This is a genomic window from Micromonospora sp. CPCC 205539 (genome assembly GCF_036906815.1).
GTDB lineage: Bacteria > Actinomycetota > Actinomycetes > Mycobacteriales > Micromonosporaceae > Micromonospora.
This window is the reverse complement of sequence record NZ_JBAKHW010000017.1, coordinates 85,161-104,689: the sequence shown is the minus strand read 5'-3', so window position 1 is coordinate 104,689 and position 19,529 is coordinate 85,161. Positions and strand designations below refer to the sequence as shown.

Genomic DNA, 19,529 nt, shown 5'->3' with positions numbered 1-19,529 from the left:
GTGGTGGGCGGGGTGGGGCCGTTGGCCGCAGCCCACTTCTACCAGCGCCTCATCCAGCTCACTCCGGCCTCCGAGGACGACGAGCACCTGGAGGTGGTGCTCGTCGCCGAACGGGTGCCCAGCCGGATCGCGTACTTGAGCGGTGCCGGGCCCAGTCCGCTGCCGGCGCTGCTCCGGGCCGCCCAGCACCTGGAGGCCGCCGGGGTGGACGCGGTGGTCATCCCGTCGGCCACCACGCATGCCTTCCACGACGACGTGGCCCGGGCGTTGGCCGTACCGGTGCTGGACCTGCTGGCCGAGGTGGGCGCCGCGCTGGCCCGGCGAGGGCTGCGTCGGCCGGTCTTCCTGGCGACCGCGCCGACCGCCCGGTTGCGGCTGTACGAACCGCACCTGGCCGCCGGCACCCGGCCGCTCTATCCCACGACGGCGGCCCAGGGTCTGGTCGACGCACTGATCGACGGCGTGAAGCGGGGTGAGCCGGTCGAGGCGTTGCGTGCCGGGCTCGCGGCGCTGGTCACCGCCGGACCGTGGCCCGTTGAGGCGGACTGCGTGGTGCTGGCCTGTACGGAGCTGCCGGTGATCGCCCCGCTCGGCGCGACCGGTCCGCTGCCGCTGGTCGACGTCACCGACGTGCTGGCCGACGCGGTGCTGGCCCGCCGACCGATGCCCGCCGGGCGCTGAGCCGGTCACGTTACGTCGGTGCGACCGATGCCGTCGGCGGCTGGTCCGACTAGCGTTCCAGCCGATGACGACATTTCCGAAAGCAGCATCTGACGTGCGAAAACTGACGTATTACATCGCCACCAGCCTGGACGGGTTCATCGCCGGGCCGGACGGCGAGTTCGACTTCTTCGCGTTCGAGGGGGATCTGGCGGCGGCGATCCTGGCCGACTATCCCGAGACCCTGCCGACCCACGCGCGGGAGCCGCTCGGCATCGCCACGGCGGCGAACGCCACATTCGACACGGTCCTGATGGGCCGCGCGACGTACGAACCGGCTCTGGCCCTCGGCGTCACGAGCCCGTACGCCCACCTGCGGCAGTACGTGTTCTCCCGGACGCTGCGACAGCGCGACCCGGCGGTGGAGATCGTGGCCGGCGAGCCGGCGGAGTTCGTCCGGGAGCTCAAGCGCCAGGACGGCCTGGGCATCTGGCTCTGCGGCGGCGCGACGCTCGCCGGTCACCTGGTGGACGAGATCGACGAACTGGTCATCAAGCGCTATCCGGTGGTCCTCGGCTCCGGCATTCCCCTGTTCCGGGCTCCCTTCGCGGTGACGGGCTTCGCGCTGCGCGACACCCGGGTGTTCAACACCGGCGCGACCATCTCCACCTATGCCAAGCACTGAAAGAGGACCAATGTTGTTCCGCGCCACCACCGGGGCCGATCTCGATCGGGTCACCGGCTTCACCGTCGACGACCCGGTGAGCAAGATCGACGCCGATCGTTACCTGGACGAGCTGGGCCAGGGCATGTACCGCCCGGAGTGGACCTGGATCGCCGAGCACGACCAGCGGGTGGTCGGCCGCGCGCTGTGGTGGGGACAGGCCTCCAGCGCGCACCCGATCGCCCTCGACTGCCTGCACGTCGACGGATCGGTCGCCGACCGCGCGGCCGTCGCGGCCGGCCTGCTCGCCGCCGGGCTGAAGGCGTTCGCGGAGCAGGGCGCGCCGAAACCGCCGCTGTACAACCTGACCCTGCCCAACGGCTGGCGCGACGACGAGTCGGTCTCGGCCGCGGTGGCCTGGCGGCGGGACGCGGCTCTGACCGTCGGGCTGACCGACGAGGTGGAGCGGCTGCGGCTGGAGTGGACGCCGGAGATCGGGGTGCCCGCCTCCAGCGGTCGGCTGGTCTTCTCGGCGGGCTCGGACGACGAGTTCCTGGACGTGTTCCGCCGGATCGCGGTGGGCAGCCTGGACCTCGAGACCCGCCGGAACCTGGCCGTCAAGGGCCCCGAGGTCACCGCTCGGGAGGAGATGGACTTCTACCTGGGATGTCCGGGCGAACGATCGTGGTGGCGGCTCGCCCACACCACCGACGGGACGCTCGCTGGGCTGGCGATTCCGTCGGCGACGCCGTACAACCGGAACGTCGGCTACCTGGGTGTCGTGCCCGAGCTGCGGGGGCGTGGCTACATCGACGACGTGCTCGCCGAGATCACCCGGTGCCACGCGGAGCAGGGGGCCGAGCTGATCACGGGCACCACCGACACGACGAACGCACCGATGGCCGCCGCGTTCGCACGGGCGGGCTACCGGACCGCGCAGATCCGACTGCTCTATTCGGCTCCGGCGTCATGAGGTGAGCACCGTGGCGAGTTCGGTGCGGGAGGTGACGCCGAGCTTGGGGAACGCCCGGTAGAGGTGGTGCCCCACCGTGCGCGGGCTCAGGAACAGCCGCGAGGCGATCTCCCGGTTGGTCGCACCCGCCGCGGCCAACCGGACGACCTCGCGTTCCTGGGGGCTGAGCCGGCTGAACGGCCCCAGGGACGGTTCCACCGCTTCGCCGCTGGCCCGCAACTCCGCACCGGCGCGGCGGGCCCAGGGCTCGGCACCGAGCGCCGCGAAGGTGTCGAGCGCGTCCCGCAGGTGACCGCGCGCTTCGAGTTTGCGGCGCGCCCGGCGCAGCCACTCGCCGTAGAGCAGACCGGTACGGGCCCGGTCCACGGCACTCCCGCCCCGGTGCGGCCGGACCGCCGTCGTGAAATGCTGCTCCGCCTCGCCGTCCGGGGTGATCAGGGCGCGGCAACGCCCGGCCAGCGCCGCGAGTGCTGGTCGGGCGGTCGCCTCCGCCCACCCCTCGAGCTGGCGTACCGGTTCGGCGGCCCGCTCGGGACGGCCGGCGCGCACGGCCGCCTCGACGAGATCGGGCAGCAGGAACACGCCGAACAGCCGGTGACCCGAGGCGTCCCGCGCCGCCTCGAGCCGCTCCAGCGCCGCGTCCGCGCGCCCCAGACCAAGGTCGAGCAGGCCCAGCGCCCACAAAGCGTCCGCCGTGCCCCGGCCGACGCCGCGTGGCTGCGTGTACGCCAACGCCTCCCGTGCCAGCCGCCGGGTCTGCTCCTCCTCGCCCCGTACGGCGGCCAGGGTCGCCAGAACGGCACGCAGGTGAGCGGCCCGATGGGCCAGGTTGTGGCCTTCGGCCAGCCGGAGCCCCTCGGCGCCGTGCGCGTACGCGGCGTCGTGCCAGCCGAGGGTCAGCTCCACCCGGGCGAGGAGATGCAGGGCGGTGGGCAACCAGCCACCGATGCCGTTGCCCCGGCAGTGCTCGACAGCCTCGACCGCGATCTCGTGAGCCGCCTCGTCGTCGCCGGTCAGGTGACAGTAGATGCCGATCATCAACCGGTTCATGAACCCGGACTCGACCGACACGAGTGGGCGGAGCGCGCGCAGGGCACCGGGCACGTCGTCGGCGAACAGGCGGGCGGGCACGGTCAGCACCGGTTCGGCGGGGCCCCGGGCCGCGACCGCCACGATCAGATCGGCGTTGCCCGAGGAGAACGCGGCATGCAGGGCGTCCACCAGCAGCGCGGGGAGCTTGTCCGGTCGTCGGGCACCGATCTGGTCGGCGCTGTCCAGCAGCAGGCGGCCGGCGACGTCCGGTCTGCCGATTCCCAGCTCCACCACCGCCCGGACCCGCGCGAGGTCGGCCGCCAGACCGGGGTCCTGCGGTGGCGCCTCGACCAGCGCCGCCAGCAGGCCACCCCGCTCGTCCTGGCCCGCGTCAGCGGCAGCCTGGGCGGCGGCGACGAACCGGCGGGCCCGTCTCTCCGGCTCGGCCGTCAGCTGGGCCGCACGCTCGTACGTCGCGGACGCCGAGGCGAGCGCCTGTCGGCCGCCGGCCCAGACCGCGACGCGTTCCAACTCGTCGGCGACCTGCTCGTCCGGTCCGGTCGCCGCGGCGGCGAGCTGCCAGGCGCGCCGATGAGCGTGCTCGGGGGCGAAGAGCACCGCCGCCAGCGCCCGGTGTGCGGCGACCCGATCGGCGAACGGGCTGCCCTGGTACGCGGCGTACCGGATCAGCGGATGCCGGAAGCGCAGCGCATCGCCGGTCAGCACGACCAGCCCGGCGCGCTCGGCCGGCGCGAGGTCGTCGACCAGCGCGTTCGCCGCTCGCAGGATCAGGTCGAGCGTTCCGGTGTCGTCCGCGGCGGCCGTCAGCAGCAGCGCCCGAGTGGCCTCGGGGAGCCGACGGAGCTGCGCCAGGAAGATGTCCTGGACCCGGTTCGACGGTGCGGACAGCGTCAGCGGGCTGAGCTGGCCGGCCCGCTGTGTCGGGGTCAGCGTGGCGGAGAGTTCCCGCAACGCGAGCGGATTGCCCTGGGCCTCGTCCACGATCCGCTCCCGGACGTACGGCGGCAGGTCCGCGACCAGCGCCGCGGCCGCCTCCGGATCGAGTGCCGCGAGGCGCAGCTCGGGAAGCCCGCCCACCCCCGGCAGGCCGGCGGCGTCCCGGACGGCGAGGATCAGCACGATGCCCTCGGCCTGCAACCGGCGGGCGGCGAACGTCAACGCGTCCACCGATGCCTGGTCGAGCCATTGCGCGTCGTCCACCAGGCAGAGCAGTGCTCCGTCGCCGGCAGCCTCCGCCAGCATGCTGAGCACGGCCAGGCCGATGATGAAACGGTCGCGCACCGTGTCGTCGGTGAGCCCGAAGACCGCACGCAGAGCCCTGGCCTGCGGGCCGGGCAGCTGGTCGACGAGGTGCAGGATCGGCAGGAACAGCTGATGCAGGCCGGCGAAGGCGAGTTCGGTCTCCGATTCCAGACCCTCGATCCGCAGCACCCGCAGACCGGCCGCGTGAGCGGCGGCGTGTTCGAGCAGCGCCGTCTTGCCGATGCCCGCTTCGCCGTGGATCAGCAGGACGCTGCTCGTGCCGGCACGGGCGTCGCTGAGCATCCGGTCGATCCGGTCACACTCCGCCACCCGGCCCTGCACCCCGTACCCCCGTCGTCGCCGTTCCCCCCGGCCGCGTCAGAGCCGACGCGTTTGCCGAAGAGCCGCACGTCAGGAGCCTCGACGACCCGGATCATGAACCTAACTCAACGGGCCGCTAGGCCGATTCGGCGGGGGCGTGCGTGGTCGGTTCGCCGGCCAGCCGCTCCGCCGCGTAGAGCCGCACCAGGCCGGACAGCCGGTACCGGGTCGGGCCGACCCCGACCTCCACCAGTTGCGCGTCGACCAGCTCCTCCAGGGCGTCCTCGACATCCGCCTCGCGGGCGCCCGGCAGCCACGGGGCGGGCGGGGTCGGCAGGTCCGCGTCGGGTAGTGCGCCCAGCGATCGGAACAGCAGCCGTGCGGCCGGCGCGAGCGCCGCGTAACTGGTGGCCAGTCGGGCCCGGACGTCCAGCCCGCCGAAGCTCAGCTCGTCGAGGCGACGGCTCGGATGACGCAGCCGGCCGGCGAGCTGCGCCACCGTCCAGTGCGGGCGGGCGGCGAGTCGGGCGGCGGCGATCCGCAGCGCCAACGGCAGGCCGTCGCACAGCCCGGCCAGCACCGCCGACCCGGCCGGGTCGGCGGCCAGCCGGGGCCAGCCCAGCGCGGAGGCGAGCAGCCGCACCGAATCCTCGACGCCGAGCGGGTCCAGGTGCACCGATCGGGCGCCGGTCAGGCCAGCGAGCCGACGCCGGCTGGTGACGAGCACACCGGCGCCGCCGGTGCCCGGCAGCAGGGGCAGCACCTGCCGCTCGTGCGTCACGTCGTCCAGCACGACGAGCACCCGCCGTTCGGCGATCCGGTCCCGGTACAGCTCGGCACGCTCGTCGAGGCCGGCCGGCACGGTGGCGCCGGGCAGGCCCAGCGCGCGCAGGAACCGCCCCAGGGCGGCCTCCGGCGGCACCGGTCGGCCGTCGGCGCCGAGCAGGTTCAGGTAGAGCTGCCCATCCGGGTACGCCGGCGCGAGCGCGTGCGCGGCGCGGACCGCGAGTGTCGACTTGCCCACGCCGACCGGGCCGGAGATCGCCACCACCGGGACCGGGGCGGCACCGCTGGTGGCCAGCGTCGCCCGGATCAGGGCCAGCGGCCCGTCCCGCCCGGTCAGCTCGGCCGGGTCGGCGGGGAGCAGCCGGGGCACCGCGGCGGGCGGAGGCGGCGCCTCGGCCGGCTCGTCGGCCCGCCCGTCGGTGAGGATGGCGCGTTCCAGCCGGCGCAGCTCGCCACCCGGCTCCAACCCCAGTTCGTCGAGGAACGTACGCCGGGCCGACCGGTACGCGGCCAGCGCCTCGGCCGGCCGGCCTGCGCCGGAGAGCGCCCGCATGTGCTGCGCGTGCAGCCGTTCCCGCAGCGGGTACGTGGCGACCAGCTCGCGCAGCTCGCCGACGACGTGCTGGTGCCGCCCGCGTTGCAGCTCGACGTCGAGCCAGTCCTCGGTGACGGCGAGCCGCCGCTCGTCGAGCCGGGTCGCGGCGACCCGCAACGCCTGGCTCTCCACACCGGCCAGGGCCGCGCCGCGCCACAACGCGAGCGCCCCGCTCAGGGCCTCCGCCGCGTCGTCGAGCCGCGACTCGGCGAGCGCCTGCTGACCGGCCAGCACCAGCCGGTCGAAGTAGTGCAGGTCCAGGTCGCCGTCGGACACCGCGATCAGGTAGCCGGGCGGGCGGGTGATGATGCGGTCGGGCAGGCCGAGCCCGGCGAGCGTCTTGCGCAACGCGGACACACAGATCTGCACCTGACCGCGGGCGGTGGTCGGCGGCTCGTGGTCCCACAGAGCGTCGGCGAGCTGCGCGGCGGAGACCACGCAGTTCGCGTCGAGCAGGAGGGTGCTCAGCACCACCCGCTGGCGTGCCGCGGTGACCGTCAGCGTGCGCCCGGCGCCGGAGATCTCGAGGGGGCCGAGGATCCGGAAGCGCACGAGCTACCTCCGCGCCGACGCCGCGATCTCCAGGCGCTGGCGAAGCGGATGCCGCAGCGGCTTGCCCAGCGCGTTCTTGGGCAGGATCCGGACGAACTGCAGCCGGTCCGGCCACAGCACCCGGGCCACCCCCTCCCGTTCGAGGTATTCGTGCAGGCCGGCCAGCGTGGGGGTGTCGCCACCCGGGATCACCACGGCGCAGACCAGATCCGCTCCCGGCACGGCCGGGTCCGGGTAGCCGACCAGGACCGCGTCCACCACGTCCGGGTGCCGCTGGAGCACCGCCTCGATGTCCAGGGTGGACACGCGTAGGCTGTTCGCCCGGGTGATCAGGTCGACCCGACGGCCGGTGATCCGGATGCCGCCACGCCCGTCGTCGCGCGCCAGGTCACCGGTGTCGAACCAACCGTCGTCGTCGAGCAGCGACTCGTACAGCTCGCGCTGGTTGAGGTAGCCGAGGCACTGGGAGGCGCCCCGCGCGTACAGTCGGCCGGCCTCCTCGCCCGGGTCGGTGTCGATCCGGACCTCCATCCACTGCACCGGCCGGCCGTCGCTGTGCGCAGCCCAGTCGTCCGGGTCGTCGAGCCGGGTCACGGTGACCGCGCCGTTCTCGGTCATCCCCCACAGCGCCCGCATCGGCACCCCGAACGCCTCGCGCACGTCCGCGATGAGCTGCGGCGCGATCGGGGCCGAGCCGGAGACGATCTGGCGCAGACCCGGGGTCTGCACCGGTGCGCGGCGCTGGGCGGCGAGCATGCCGATGACGAAGCCGGGTGCGGCGTACACGAAGGTGCCGCCGTGCCGGGCGATGAGCGACACCATCAGCGCCATGTCGTCGCCGGAGTCCATCACGACGGCCGTGCAGCCCAGGTGGACCGGGAGGTAGACGGCGTGCGTCACCCCGGCCATGTGGGTGAGCACGCTGGGCAGCAGCACCACCTCGTCCGGGGCGAGGCCGAGTGGGTCCGCCGAGGCGCGCACACAGGCGTACATGGTGTTCTGGCTGTGCACGACGCCCTTCATCGGGCCGGTCGTGCCGGAGGTGTGCAGCACCAGCGCCGGGTCGTCGGGGCCGAGGGCGTCCGACCCGTCGTCCGGGTCGCGCTGCTCCCAGGGGGTGTCGACGAACACCTCCTGGAAGTCGACGGCGCCCACCCGCGCCGCGTCGCCGATCACCACGCGGTGCTCCAGCGTCGCAACGCCCAGGTCGGCGAGGCGCGTCGCGTAGTCGGTGCCGGCGAAGGTGTCCAGGGTGATGCAGACCTTCGCCCGGGTCGACTCCAGGACCTGGCGCAGCTCGCGGGTGCTCAGCATCGGGAAGCCCGGCGAGCTGATCGCCCCGATCTGGTTGCAGGCCAGGTAGAGCGGGGTGAGCACCCACCGGTTGGGCAGGTAGATCATCACCACGTCACCACGCCCGACGCCGAGCGACCGCAGCGCGCCGGCGAACCGGGCGACCATCGTGGCCAGCTCCGCGTAGGTCAACGTGCGCGAGTGCTCGCCGGCCTCGTACGTGATGAGCGCCGGATGGTCCGGACGGTCACGCGCCGCCGCGGCCAGATCGTCGAGGAACGTCTCCGTTCGCCACCAGCCCGCCGCCACGTACTCCTCGGCGCGCCGCTTATCGACAGGTGCCAGTGAATCCCACATGTTCGGTCGCCTCCCGGCCATGCCCCGTCACGTCCACAGGAGATGTGTCTGCGGGCGAAGCTACCACCCGGACGGGCCTCTGTCGCGTCCGGAAAATCTTGGCTACGCAGAGCAAACTCGCAGCTAGTGCCGCCGACGCGCAGCGTGATCCATTGACCTTGACAACTGATCAGACATGGACGAGTCTCACCAGAGCCATAGATGCCTGTCGGGGTGCGCGGAAGCGTGGAGGTGTCATGAGGATCGGCGTTTTGGCCTGGGATCACGGCGAAGAGGATGACGATTCGCCGGTCATCGCGGAGTTGGGCCGGGAGCGCGGGCACGACACGTCCCTGTTCACCGTCGAGGAGATCGACGTCGGGGCGGCCCCGGGCGGCGGCCCCGAGGTGCTGTTCAACGGCGAGTTGGGGCGCTCCTTCGACGCGGTCATCTCCCGGGCCCAGTTGCACGGCGACTGGCGTGACCGGGTCGAGCGGCTGATGCTGGCCAGCAACATCCCCGGCGTGGCCATGTTCGACCCGATCGAGGTCTGGCAGGCCGCCTACAGCAAGTTCCGGATGATGCAGGTGCTGGCCGACGCCGGCCTGCCCGTGCCACCCACCCGCGCCTGTCGTACGCCCGCCGACGTCGAGGCGGCGAGCCGGGAGTGGGGCACCGTGGTGGTGAAACCGTCCTACGGCCGGGCCGGCATCGACGTGGAACGCATCACCAACGTCGCCGACGACCTGCCACTGATCGAGACGCTGCTCGCCCGCTACGGCGTGCTGGTCGGTCAGCCCTACTACCCCACCCAGTACGGCGAGTACCGGCTCACCGTCGCGGGCGACACCATGCCGATGAACATGGTGAAATACCCGGCCGTCGGGCAGTGGAAGACACGGACCCTGCTGGGGGCGAGCTTCGAGCGGGTCGACATCCCACCGGAGCTCGAGGACATCTGCATCCGGGCGACCCGGGCCATGGGGATCACGGTGTCCGGGCTGGACATCCTGCCGACCGAGGACGGCTACGTGATCCTCGAGTGCAACGCCATCCCCGGCAACCTGAACATCCTCGGTAAGGAGTCCCAGCGGCTCGCCTTCGAGGCGATGTACGAGTGGGTCGAGGCACGTACCCCCTGCTGACCTGGATCCGGTCCCCTCACCCGCGACGGACGGAGTGTCGATGCAGCATGCCCTCGCCGACTACGACCTGACCGAGCACGGCCCGGGCGAGCAGTTCGCCCGCGCGGTGCTCGCCGCCGACGGCGGTGACGTCGACGTGTCGATCGGCGCCTCCCTGCCCACTCTGTTCCCGCTGGCCAAGCATCGGCCCCGCTACACGGTGCGGCACCTGCTCAAGAGCGCGACGGTGACCGAGGAGCCGGTCACCTACGTCAGCGAGGCGCCATCGGCGGACACCCCGGAGTTCGCCGGCACCAGCTACCAGGCCAGCCCGGAGGCGACGTTCGTACCCCGGCTGGTGGAGACGGACCTGACCGAGGTGAGCGCGGCGGTCGCCGTCCCGCCCGGGCTGCTGCGCGATCCGGCGCTGCTGGCCGGTTTCGTCGACTACCGGGTGCTGGTGCGGTTGGGCACCATCGAGAACGAGGTGCTGCTGCACGGCAGCCGCGACTCGGTGATTCCGGGTCTGGTAGGCCTGCCCGGTGCCCGGCGTCGGGCCGCGCCGGGCGAGCTGACCGCCGAGGTGATCACCGCAGCCGGCGAGGTCGAGGAGATGGGCGGCTCGTGTGACGCGATGGTGGCCCATCCCAACCGGTACTGGGACCTGCTGGGCAGCGGGATGCTGGCGCGGCTCGCCGAGGTCGGCATCCGGGTCAGCCGCACCAGGATGATCGCGCCGGACCAGGTGCTGCTGGGCGACTTCCGGGCGGCGGTCACCCTGCTGGAGTCCGGGACGTCGCAGCTGACCCTGCGCCGGGGCGCCGGCCCGGACGGGGCCGACGTGATCACCGCGGGCCTGCGGTTGGGCCTGGCCGTGCACCTGCCACAGCATTTCCTGTTGCTGGACCTGCGATGAAGGTGCTGTACCTGACCGGGTGGTGCCGCAGCGGCTCGACGGTGCTGGGCAACCTGCTCGGCGAGCTTCCCGAGGTGGTGCACGTCGGCGAGCTGTACTACCTGTGGCGCAACGGGGTGCTCGGCATCGGCACCAACACGTCCTGCGGCTGCGGTGAACCACTCACCCGCTGTCCGCTGTGGAGTGTGGTCGTCGACCGGGTCGCCGGGCGATCCCCGGCACAGGCGGCCCAACGGATCATCGCCGAGCAGCAGCGCCACGTCCGGGTCCGGCACACTGGCGCCCGGCTGGCCGAGGTCACCGGTCGCCGGCCGCGACCGGCCGGGGTGACCGAGGTGGCCCGCCGCATGCTCGCGACCTACCGGGCGGTGGCCGAGGAGACCGGCGCCGAGGTGATCGTCGACGGCTCGAAGTACCCGGCGGAGGCCGCCGTGCTGCTCGGCGACGCGGGTCTGGACCTGCGGGTGCTGCACCTGGTCCGGGACCCGCGCGCGGTGGCTCACTCGTTCGCCCGCCCCAAGCAGTACCTGCCGCAGATGGGGGCCGCCCGCAGCACCGGGATGTGGACCGCGATCAACGTGGCCTCCGACCGGGTCGGCCGGGCCGCGCCGGAGCGCTACCTGCGGCTGCGCTACGAGGACTTCGCCGCCGCGCCGCGCGACGTGCTCAGCCGGGTGCTGCGCTGGGCCGACCTGCCCGGTGAGCCGCCCGTGGGTGCGGACGGCCGGGCCGTACTGGGTGTCAACCACACGGTGACCGGCAACCCGGACCGGCTGCGCCAGGGGCCGACGACGATCCGCCCCGATCTGGCCTGGCGGGACGCGTTGCCGGCCCGCACGGCGGCCGTCGCCACCACGCTCGCCGCGCCGGTGCTGCACCGGTACGGCTATCCGATACGACCCTGAGGGAGTGGCTGACATGGATCTGGGCATCGCCGGGCGGGTGGCGCTGGTCGCCGGCGCCAGCAGCGGTCTCGGCCGAGCCACGGCCCGCGCGCTCGCGGCCGAGGGCTGCGCGCTGTCGGTGTGCGCGCGGAACCCGGAGCGGCTCGCCGAGGCCGCCGAGGAGCTGCGCGCCGCCGGTGCGCCGGACGTGCTGACCCGCTCGGTGGACATCACCGACGAACAGGCGGTCACCGGCTGGGTCGCCGACACGGTCGCGCACTTCGGCGCGCTGCACATCGTGGTCGCCAACGGGGGCGAGGTCCCGGGCGGCACCGTCGACAGCTTCGGGCTGGCCGCGTACCGGCAGGCGCTGGATGCCGCGTTCCTGCCGCACGTCGGCCTGACCCTCGCCGCCCTGCCGCACCTGCGGGCGGCCGGCTGGGGTCGGGTCCTCATCGTCGCCTCGGAGACGGTCCGCCAGCCGATCCCGGAGTACGGGCTCTCCGCGGCCGCCCGGCCGGGCCTGCTGGGCTTCACCCGCGCCCTGGTGCAGGCGCTCGGGCCGGGCGACATCACGGTCAACGTGCTCGCACCCGGCTACCACGACACCGAGGGGGTACGCGCCGACTACGGCTCAGCGGCCGACGCCCGGCTCGCGGAGATCGGCGCGGGCATCCCGCTCGGCCGGGTGGGCCGGGCCGGGGACTTCGGCGCGGTGGCCGCGTTCCTGGCCAGCGAGGCCGCCTCGTTCGTCACCGGCACCTGCCTGCTGGTCGACGGCGGCAGGACCCGCGGTCTCGGCTGACCCGCCCGGGGCGTACGCGTCCATCGCGTGCAGCGATCTGCCGCGCAGCGCCACCGCGACGAGCAGCAGGTACGCGGCTCCGAAGCCGGCCAGCGTGGGCACCAGCCCGGCCGCGCCGACCGACCAGCCGGCCAGCAGCACCGACAGTGGCGCGCCGCTCAACGCCACCGCGCTGCCCAGCCCGAAGACCCGACCCCGCGCCTCCTCCGGCACGTGTTCCAGGGTGACCGTGGTGAGCAGCGGGTTGAGTGGGCCGGCGGCGAGGCCGAGCAGCAGGCAGATGCCGACCATGACCATTGGCGGTGGGGTCGTCGCCATGGACAGGCGCAGCGCGCCGATGGCCACGAAACAGCCCAGCATGGTCCGCCGCCGACTGGCCAGCAGACGACGGCTGGCCGGCGCGTAGAGGAACGTGCCGAGCACCGCGCCGCAGCCGGACGCGGCGATCAGCCAGCCCAGGTACCGCCCGTCGTGCAGCACGTCGTGCGCGTACACCGGCAGCAGCACCGGGGTGAAGGCGGCGTCCAGCAGATTGGTGACGAAGACGAACGCGGTCATCGCGGCGATCACCGGGATCCGCCGGACCAGCGCCGCGCCCTCGACCAGTTGCCGTACGAAGCCGGTGCGCCCGGTCGACGTGGCGACGGCCAGGCCGGGCACCCCCACGGTGATCAGCAGGGCGGCCAGCAGCAGGCCGGCCGCGTCGACGTACAGGCCGACGGCCGCGCCGAGGGCGGCGACCAGCAGCGCGGCGAGCGGCGCGCCGATCACCAGGCCGAGCCGGGGTGCCGCCTGGTACCAGGAGTTGGCCGTCTCCAGGCGTACGCCGGCTGCCGTGGCGACCGGCCGGATCAGGCTCACCCGGGCCGCGTTCGCCGGGGTGGCCACCAGGCTGCGGGCGAACAGCAGCGCCAGCAGGGCGGGCAGGGGCAGACCCACGGTGGCGTCCAGCACCGGCACCAGGCCGGTGAGCAGGCCGGCGAGCGCGTCGGAGAACACGCTCACCCGACGCCCACCCAGCCGGTCGATCCACACTCCGCCGACCGCGCCCGCGAAGATCAACGGCAGGGTCCCGGCGAAGCCGGCGAGCCCGGTCGCCGCCGCGCTGTCCGTGCGGGCCAGCACGTAGAGCGGCACGGTGACCACGGTGATCGCGTTGCCGAAGGACGACAGGTAGTGCGCGGTCAGCAGCGCCACCAGGCTCCGGCGTCCGCCCGGGAGGCTCATCGCAGCGCCGCCACCGCCCGGTCCACCACCGCGGCGGCGGTCACCCCAGACCGCTCCAGCAGGTACCGCTGATCACCGGCGACGGCCACGAACCCGTCGGGCACCGCCACCCGCAACACCCGGGCCGGTCGCCGTTCGGCGAGCGCCTCCGCGACGGCCGAGCCCAACCCGCCGCTGGGCCAGTGCTCCTCCACCGTCACCACCACCTGACTGCTGGTCGACCGCACCGCGTCGTCGAGGGCGTCCACGTCGAGCGGGCGCACGGTGTGCACGTTGAGCACGGTGGCCCGTACACCCCGCCGGGCCAGGTCGTCGGCCGCCGCCAGCGCGGCGAGCACCGGGTACGGTCCGCAGGCGGCCAGCACCAGATCACCGCCACCCCGGAGTTGCTGCACCCGGCCCAGCTCGACCGGCGGCGCGTCCGGACCGCCGGCCGCGGCGAGGGTGGCCGCCAGATCGGGCGTGGCCGCGCGGCCGAGCCGCAGGTAGACCGGCCCGGGCAGGTCCAGCGACTGCCGGAACAGGTGGGCGCACGCGTCGGCGTCGGCGGGCACCACCACCGTCATGTTCGGCAGGGTCCGCATGATCGCCAGGTCCTCCAGCGCGTGGTGGGTCGGCCCGAGATGCCCGGCGGCCAGCCCGCCGTGGGTGGCCACGATCCGCACCGGCAGGTCGTTGAACGCGATGTCCACCTTGACCGCCTCCAACGCCCGGGTGCTCGCGAAGGTGGCCATCGTGTTCACCATCGGGATCCGCCCGCAGCGGGCCAGGCCGGCGGCGACACCCATCAGGTTCTGCTCGGCGATGCCCAGGTTGACGTACCGGTCGCCGGCCGGCCCGAAGTCGACACCGGTGAACAGGCCGGTGTCGCTGTCCAGGCAGACCAGCCGGGCGTCGGACGCCATCAGCTCGACCAGCAGATCGCGGTAGACGTCGCGACCCGCGCGGGGGGCGACGTCCGCCGCGCTCACCGCACCCCCCGGCGTACGGCCCGCAGTGCCCGGCCGCGCTGGGTCTCGCCGAGCCGGGCGAAGTGGCTGCGCACCTGACCCTCCACATAGGGCAGGCCGCGCCCCTTGACGGTACGGGCGATGACGGCCACCGGCCGCCCGGCGCCCGGCTCGTCCAGGGCCTGACGCAGCGCGACCCGGTCGTGGCCGTCCACCTCGCGTACCGTCCAGCCGAAGGCCCGCCACCGGTCGGCCAGCGGCTCCAGCGTGATCACGTCCTCGGTGCCGCCACCGAGTTGGAGGCCGTTGCGGTCGATCACCGCGACCAGCCGGTCGAGCCCGAGGCTGCCGGCCGCCATCGCCGCCTCCCAGACCGAGCCCTCCTGCAACTCGCCGTCGCCGAGCACCACGAAGCAGCGCCTGCCGCTGCCGTCCAGCCGGCCGGCGAGCGCGTGCCCGACGCCGAGGGCCAGCCCGTGTCCGAGCGACCCGGTCGGCATCTCCACGCCCGGCACCGCCCGGTTGGGGTGGGCCAGGAAGGGCCCGCCGGGCGCGGCGTAGTCGTCCAGCCAGGCCACCGGGAAGTACCCCCGGGTGGCGAGCACCGCGTAGAGGGCGATCGCGCCGTGACCCTTGCTGAGCAGCAGTACGTCCCGATCGGGTGCCTGCGGCCGGTCGGGGTCGACCCGCAGCACCTCGTGGTAGAGGGTTACCAGGATCTCGACCAGCGACATCGACCCACCCAGGTGGCCGCCGTCGGTGCTGGCGCACATCTGCACGATCAACTCCCGTACCCGTACCGCGACCGCCGCCGGTTCGACGGCGTCGACCGGCCCGGGCTCCGCCGGCCGCTCGGCCGGATCGGCCACCGCGAGTGGTTCCCGGGGCACCACGTCAGGCCCTGCTCGGTGTGCGGCGGACGCCGTTGACCCGGGCCGCGACGACGGCCGGCGGTGGTGGCTCGGCCGGTGCTGGAGGGTTGCGGTCCAGCTCCCACAGCGCGTGCCGCAGCACGGCGATCCCGCGCAGGTAGTCGGCCAGCACGATGTGCTCGTCGTCGGCGTGGTCCAGGCTGCTGTCACCGGGGCCGTAGGTGGCCATCGGGACGTCCCACTGCTCGGCCAGCACGTTCATGTCCGAGGTGCCGGTCTTCACCTTGAGGCTGGGCCGGGCCCGCTGGGCGCGGATGCCGGCCGAGAGTGCCCGTACCACCGGGTTTCGGTGGTCGGCACGGCACGCGGCGACGCGGTTGACCACGGTCAGTTCACCATCGGGGGTACGCCGGGTCAGCTCGTGCAGCAGGCCGTCCACGTCGTACCCCGGTGGGGTGCGGACGCTCAGCTCGGCCTCCGCGTCGACCTGGTCGGCGCGGAGCGAGATCAGGGTGGCGCCCGGCTGGTCGAACGAGCCGTTGCCGCGCTCCGGGCCGAGCACGTCCAGCAGGGTGTTCCAGCACTGCACCGCCAGCTCGGACGCCTTCGGCACCGGGTTGCTGGGGTGGGTGGCGGGCACCGTCACGCGGTAGCGCAGGTCGAGCTTGCCCTTGTAGCCGAGGGTGATCGTCGACCAGCCGCTCGGCTCGCCGACCACCACCGCGTCCGGCCGGGGCAGCCGCCGACGGATCTCCCGCGAGCCACGCGAGGCGATCTCCTCCTCGACGGCGCCCACCACCACGATCCGGCCGCAGAAGTCAGCCGAGGCGGCCGCGCACACCATGGTCGCCAACGGCCCCTTCGCGTCCACCGCGCCCCGGCCGTAGAGCCGGCCGTCCTCGGCCCGCACCGGCGGGCCGCCGGGCACGGTGTCCAGGTGACCGATCAGCAGCACCACCGGCCCGTCGCCCCGGCCGATCTCGCCGACCACGTTGCCCACCGGATCGATGTACGCCTCGAAGCCGAGCTGCCCCATGACGTCCACCAGGGACCGCGCCAACGCCGCCTCGTGGTACGACGGTGAGGGCGTCTCGACCAGGCACCGCAGCAGCCCGGCCGCGAAGGTGTCGGTGATGGCCCTCGGCCCGGTCACGTCGTCAGGCATCTGCGCTCCTCGTGGTGATCTCGGTGGCAGCGCCGGTGAACGCCGCCCGGACGGGGTTGTCGTGCCGGCCGTCGGCGACCAGCACCCGGCCGACCCCGCCGAGCAGCGCCTCCCGGCCGGCGATCAGCTTCATCGCCATCCCGCCGCCCACACCGGGTGGCGCGCCGGTGGGCGGCAGTGCGTAACTGGGCAGGACCGACCGCTCGTCGGCCGGGTCGGCGAGCACCCCGGGCGCGCCGGTGAGCAGGACCAGGGTCCGCGCGCCCAGTGCGGCGGCGAGCGCGGCGGCCGCGCGGTCGGCGTCGACGTTGACGGGCCGGCCGTCCTCGCCGAGGGCCGGCGGGGACACCACCGGCACGGTGCCGGCGGCCAGCAGCACCCGGAGCAGTTCGGCGCGCACGCCGATCAGCCGGCCGCCGTGGTTGTCCCGCAGCACCATCCGGCGGCCGTCGACGACCGCCCGGTACGCGGCGGTGCGCCGGGCCCGCAACAGACCCGCGTCCAGCCCGGTCAGCCCGACCGCGTCGACACCGGCGCGGGCCAGGGCGGCGACCAGCCGGGGTTTGACCGCTCCGGCGAGGGCGAGGACGACGACCTCCAGGGCCGCCGGGTCGGTGTAGCGGGTGTCCACCCCGTCGTCGCTGATCATCCGGCGCTCGGGCACGCCCAACCGGGTGCCCAGCGCGCCGATGTCGGCGGAGCCGCCGTGCACCAGCACCACCCGCTGCCCGGCGCGGACCAGGTCGGCGACGTCGGCGCAGACCGCTTCCGCGTCCACCCCGGCGGTGCCGCCGCACTTGACGACGGTCAGCTCCCCCCGCGAGGCCGCCGAGGGCGACGCTGCCGACGGGGCGCTCATGCCGGGTGCAGGCCGGGGAACTCCAGCCCCAGCCGCTCGGGCCAGCCGTACCGGACGTTGAGACACTGCACCGCGTTGCCGGCGCCGCCCTTGACGAGATTGTCCAGCGCCGCGACCAGCAGAGCCCAGCCGCCGTCCGGGTCGACCGCGAACCCGACGTCGCAGAAGTTGGAGCCGGCCAGGATCTTCGGCTCGGGCAACCGGTAGGTGCCGCGTCGCCCGGCGACCACCCGGACGAACGGCTCGTCCCGGTAGTAGCGGCGGTAGACGGCCCGTACGGCGGCCTCGTCCAGGCCCGGGGCGAGCGGCGCCCGGCAGAGCACCTGCACTCCCCGGACGGCCTCCACCCCGGTCGCGGTCATCCGCGCCGGTACGCCCACCGCCTGGGCGATCTCCGCCTGATGCCGGTGGCCGGTCGGGGCGAACACCCGCATCGCGCCGCTGCGTTCGGCGTGCACGTTGGCCGGCGAGGGGGTGCTGCCGGAGCCACTGGAGCCGGTCCGCCCGTCGACGGTCACCTCCCCCGCGCCGAGCTGGCCGGCGTCGGCCAGCGGGTGCAGGGCGAGGATCGCCGCGGTGGCCATGCAGCCGGGCACGCTGATCCGGTCGGCGTCGCGCAACTCCTTGCGGTACAGTTCGGGCAGCCCGGTGACGAAGTCGGCGAGCAGCTCGGGGGCGCTGTGCGGGCCGCCGTAGTAGGTGGCGTACACGGCGGGGTCCCGTAGCCGGAAATCCGCCGACAGGTCGACCACCGTGTCGGCCAGGTCGAGCAGGCCGTGCATCGCACCCATCGCCAGCCCGTGTTCGGTGGCCAGCAGCAGCACGTCGTGCCGGCCCAGGTCCTCGGGGGCCGTGAAGGTCAGCTCGGTGAGACCGCGCAGGTTGGGATGCGTGGTGCTGACCCGGCGGCCGGCGAGCCGGCGTGAGGTGACCGTGGCCAGCTCGATCCGCGGGTGGCCGAGCAGCAGGCGGACCAGCTCGCCGCCGATGTACCCGGCGCCGCCGACCACGGCCGCCCGGACCGGGCCGCCCCGGCCGGTCACGCCAGCCTCGCCAGGACGTGGTCGACGATCCGGTCGGCGACGTTGACCTCGCCGTCGTACGCCTGCTCGAAACCGGCGAACTCCACCCCGGAGTTGACCTCCAGCACGTACAGCTGGCCCGTCTCGTCCTCGACGAGGTCGACGCCGGCCAGATCGGCCCCGACCGCGGCGGCGGCCGTGGTGGCCAGCTCGACGATCCGGTCGGTGAGTGGGCACCGCTCGGTGCGCGCGCCCCGGGCCACGTTGGTACGCCAGTCCGCGCTGCGCCGGTACACCGCACCGAGCACCTCACCGCCGACGACCACCACCCGGATGTCCCGGTCGGGTTTGCGGACGTACTCCTGCACGTAGACGATGTGCGCCTGCGGGCCGGGCAGCGCGGCCACGTACTCCAGCACGGTGCGGGCCAGGTCCGGGTCCGGCACGGTGGTGACCAACCGCCCCCACGAGCCGACCAGCGGCTTGACCACGGCCGGGTAGCCGATCGCGGCCAGCGCGGAGAGCGCGGCCTCCGGGGTGGCGGCCAGCGCCGTTCGAGGGGTGGGCAGGCCGGCGGCGCGCAACGCGAGGGAGGTGTGCCACTTGTCGGCGCAGGTCTCGATGGCGGCGGCCGAGTTGACGCCGATCACACCGAGCCGTTCCAGCGCGCGGGCGGCGTAGCCGGCGCGGATCTGGCCGATCTCGCGGTTGAGGACCAGCCGCCAGTCGGGCGCGGCGCCATCGAGTGGCCACCAGGCGGTCCTGGTGTCGACGTGGGCCACGGCGACGGTACGACGTTCCAGCGCCTCCAGGATCCGCTTGTCGTCGATCCGCAGCCGGGAGGTGAGCACGGCTACCGAGGCCGGTTCACTCACCCCAGTCCTCTTCGACCTCGGGGGCCGGCGCGAGCGTCAACGGCTGCACCGCGACGACCTCCAGCTCGACCTGACATTCTCCGCACTCGACCAGCTCGCTGAGCCGGGGCGGCTCGGCGAACGTCACGTCGGCGGCGCACTCGGGGCAGCGGGCGAGGGTCTGTTCCTGGACTGTCACGGACGGCATCCAATCCTGCGCGGCGGGCGGGGGACGCTCCGACCATAGAAATCCCACGATGGATGCGCGTCCGCGCGCCGTCGACACCCGGTCAACGCCACGATGACCCCCGGGACCGGTGGCGTGACACGGCTGTCGCAGCAGCGTCGAACCGAGTAACATCGCGATCATCGATGT

General features: G+C 73.9%; 17 protein-coding genes and 1 pseudogene. 7 read left to right on the top strand and 11 right to left on the bottom strand.

All coding sequences use genetic code 11. The features are described from left to right. The first annotated feature begins 3 nt into the window (after nt 1–3). From V6V47_RS17125 to V6V47_RS17115, 3 genes are all read left to right on the top strand, one after another. A complete protein-coding gene (locus tag V6V47_RS17125) occupies nt 4–681 on the top strand; it encodes an aspartate/glutamate racemase family protein (RefSeq protein ID WP_334629237.1) in 678 nt (225 codons plus the stop codon). Nucleotides 682–775: 94 nt separating this feature from the next. Then, nucleotides 776–1,345 carry a dihydrofolate reductase family protein gene (locus V6V47_RS17120; RefSeq protein WP_334629236.1) on the top strand — a complete coding sequence of 190 codons (570 nt, stop codon included), beginning with the start codon at nt 776–778 and terminating at the stop codon, nt 1,343–1,345. Nucleotides 1,346–1,355: 10 nt separating this feature from the next. After that, complete coding sequence (locus V6V47_RS17115; RefSeq protein WP_334629235.1) at nt 1,356–2,297, top strand: GNAT family N-acetyltransferase; 942 nt, start codon at nt 1,356–1,358, stop codon at nt 2,295–2,297. Here the strand turns inward: V6V47_RS17115 and V6V47_RS17110 are convergent. The 3 genes from V6V47_RS17110 to V6V47_RS17100 form a co-directional block, all read right to left on the bottom strand. Next, nucleotides 2,292–4,922 carry a helix-turn-helix transcriptional regulator gene (locus V6V47_RS17110; protein WP_334629234.1) on the bottom strand — a complete coding sequence of 877 codons (2,631 nt, stop codon included), beginning with the start codon at nt 4,920–4,922 and terminating at the stop codon, nt 2,292–2,294. The genes V6V47_RS17115 and V6V47_RS17110 overlap by 6 nt on opposite strands. A 127-nt stretch (nt 4,923–5,049) precedes the next feature. Next, the gene (locus tag V6V47_RS17105; RefSeq protein ID WP_334629233.1) at nt 5,050–6,846 is read right to left on the bottom strand and encodes an AfsR/SARP family transcriptional regulator; all 1,797 of its coding nucleotides are present in this window, start codon (nt 6,844–6,846) and stop codon (nt 5,050–5,052) included. 3 nt (nt 6,847–6,849) lie between these two features. Continuing rightward, nucleotides 6,850–8,496, bottom strand: a complete 1,647-nt coding sequence (locus V6V47_RS17100; protein WP_334629232.1) for an AMP-binding protein — start codon at nt 8,494–8,496, stop codon at nt 6,850–6,852. 236 nt (nt 8,497–8,732) lie between these two features. On the opposite strand from V6V47_RS17100, the gene V6V47_RS17095 reads away from it, so the two are divergent. Genes V6V47_RS17095 through V6V47_RS17080 form a run of 4 tightly spaced genes read left to right on the top strand, consistent with a single transcriptional unit; the run spans nt 8,733 to nt 12,204 of the window. Continuing rightward, complete coding sequence (locus tag V6V47_RS17095) at nt 8,733–9,620, top strand: ATP-grasp domain-containing protein (RefSeq protein ID WP_334629231.1); 888 nt, start codon at nt 8,733–8,735, stop codon at nt 9,618–9,620. Between the two features lie 40 nt (nt 9,621–9,660). Beyond that, complete coding sequence (locus V6V47_RS17090) at nt 9,661–10,515, top strand: family 3 encapsulin nanocompartment shell protein (protein ID WP_334629230.1); 855 nt, start codon at nt 9,661–9,663, stop codon at nt 10,513–10,515. Beyond that, a complete protein-coding gene (locus V6V47_RS17085; protein WP_334629229.1) occupies nt 10,512–11,420 on the top strand; it encodes a sulfotransferase in 909 nt (302 codons plus the stop codon). Before V6V47_RS17090 ends, V6V47_RS17085 begins: the two co-directional genes overlap by 4 nt. Before the next feature lie 13 nt (nt 11,421–11,433). Further along, nucleotides 11,434–12,204 (top strand): SDR family oxidoreductase, encoded by a 771-nt coding sequence (locus V6V47_RS17080; protein WP_334629280.1) that lies wholly within the window; start codon nt 11,434–11,436, stop codon nt 12,202–12,204. Nucleotides 12,205–12,255: 51 nt separating this feature from the next. On the opposite strand, the pseudogene V6V47_RS17075 reads toward V6V47_RS17080, so the two are convergent. From V6V47_RS17075 to lysW, 8 genes and pseudogenes are all read right to left on the bottom strand, one after another. Further along, nucleotides 12,256–13,431: pseudogene (locus V6V47_RS17075) on the bottom strand (MFS transporter); the annotation flags it as partial. After that, the gene (locus tag V6V47_RS17070; protein ID WP_334629228.1) at nt 13,428–14,402 is read right to left on the bottom strand and encodes a transketolase family protein; all 975 of its coding nucleotides are present in this window, start codon (nt 14,400–14,402) and stop codon (nt 13,428–13,430) included. The gene V6V47_RS17070 and the pseudogene V6V47_RS17075, both read right to left, overlap by 4 nt. Further along, nucleotides 14,399–15,271: a transketolase gene (locus V6V47_RS17065; protein ID WP_334629227.1), complete on the bottom strand. Its 873-nt coding sequence runs from the start codon at nt 15,269–15,271 to the stop codon at nt 14,399–14,401. The genes V6V47_RS17070 and V6V47_RS17065 overlap by 4 nt, the downstream gene beginning before the upstream one ends. Before the next feature lie 4 nt (nt 15,272–15,275). Further along, on the bottom strand, nt 15,276–16,418 hold the full coding sequence (locus V6V47_RS17060; protein WP_334629226.1) for a [LysW]-lysine hydrolase: 1,143 nt from the start codon (nt 16,416–16,418) through the stop codon (nt 15,276–15,278). Continuing rightward, on the bottom strand, nt 16,411–17,277 hold the full coding sequence (locus V6V47_RS17055) for a [LysW]-aminoadipate kinase (protein ID WP_334629225.1): 867 nt from the start codon (nt 17,275–17,277) through the stop codon (nt 16,411–16,413). The genes V6V47_RS17060 and V6V47_RS17055 overlap by 8 nt, the downstream gene beginning before the upstream one ends. Next, the gene (argC, locus tag V6V47_RS17050; RefSeq protein ID WP_334629224.1) at nt 17,274–18,320 is read right to left on the bottom strand and encodes an N-acetyl-gamma-glutamyl-phosphate reductase; all 1,047 of its coding nucleotides are present in this window, start codon (nt 18,318–18,320) and stop codon (nt 17,274–17,276) included. Before argC ends, V6V47_RS17055 begins: the two co-directional genes overlap by 4 nt. Continuing rightward, nucleotides 18,317–19,174, bottom strand: coding sequence for a RimK family alpha-L-glutamate ligase (locus tag V6V47_RS17045; protein ID WP_334629223.1), 858 nt, complete (start codon nt 19,172–19,174; stop codon nt 18,317–18,319). Before V6V47_RS17045 ends, argC begins: the two co-directional genes overlap by 4 nt. Continuing rightward, nucleotides 19,167–19,361: a lysine biosynthesis protein LysW gene (gene lysW, locus V6V47_RS17040; protein ID WP_334629222.1), complete on the bottom strand. Its 195-nt coding sequence runs from the start codon at nt 19,359–19,361 to the stop codon at nt 19,167–19,169. Before lysW ends, V6V47_RS17045 begins: the two co-directional genes overlap by 8 nt. Nucleotides 19,362–19,529: the final 168 nt, after the last annotated feature.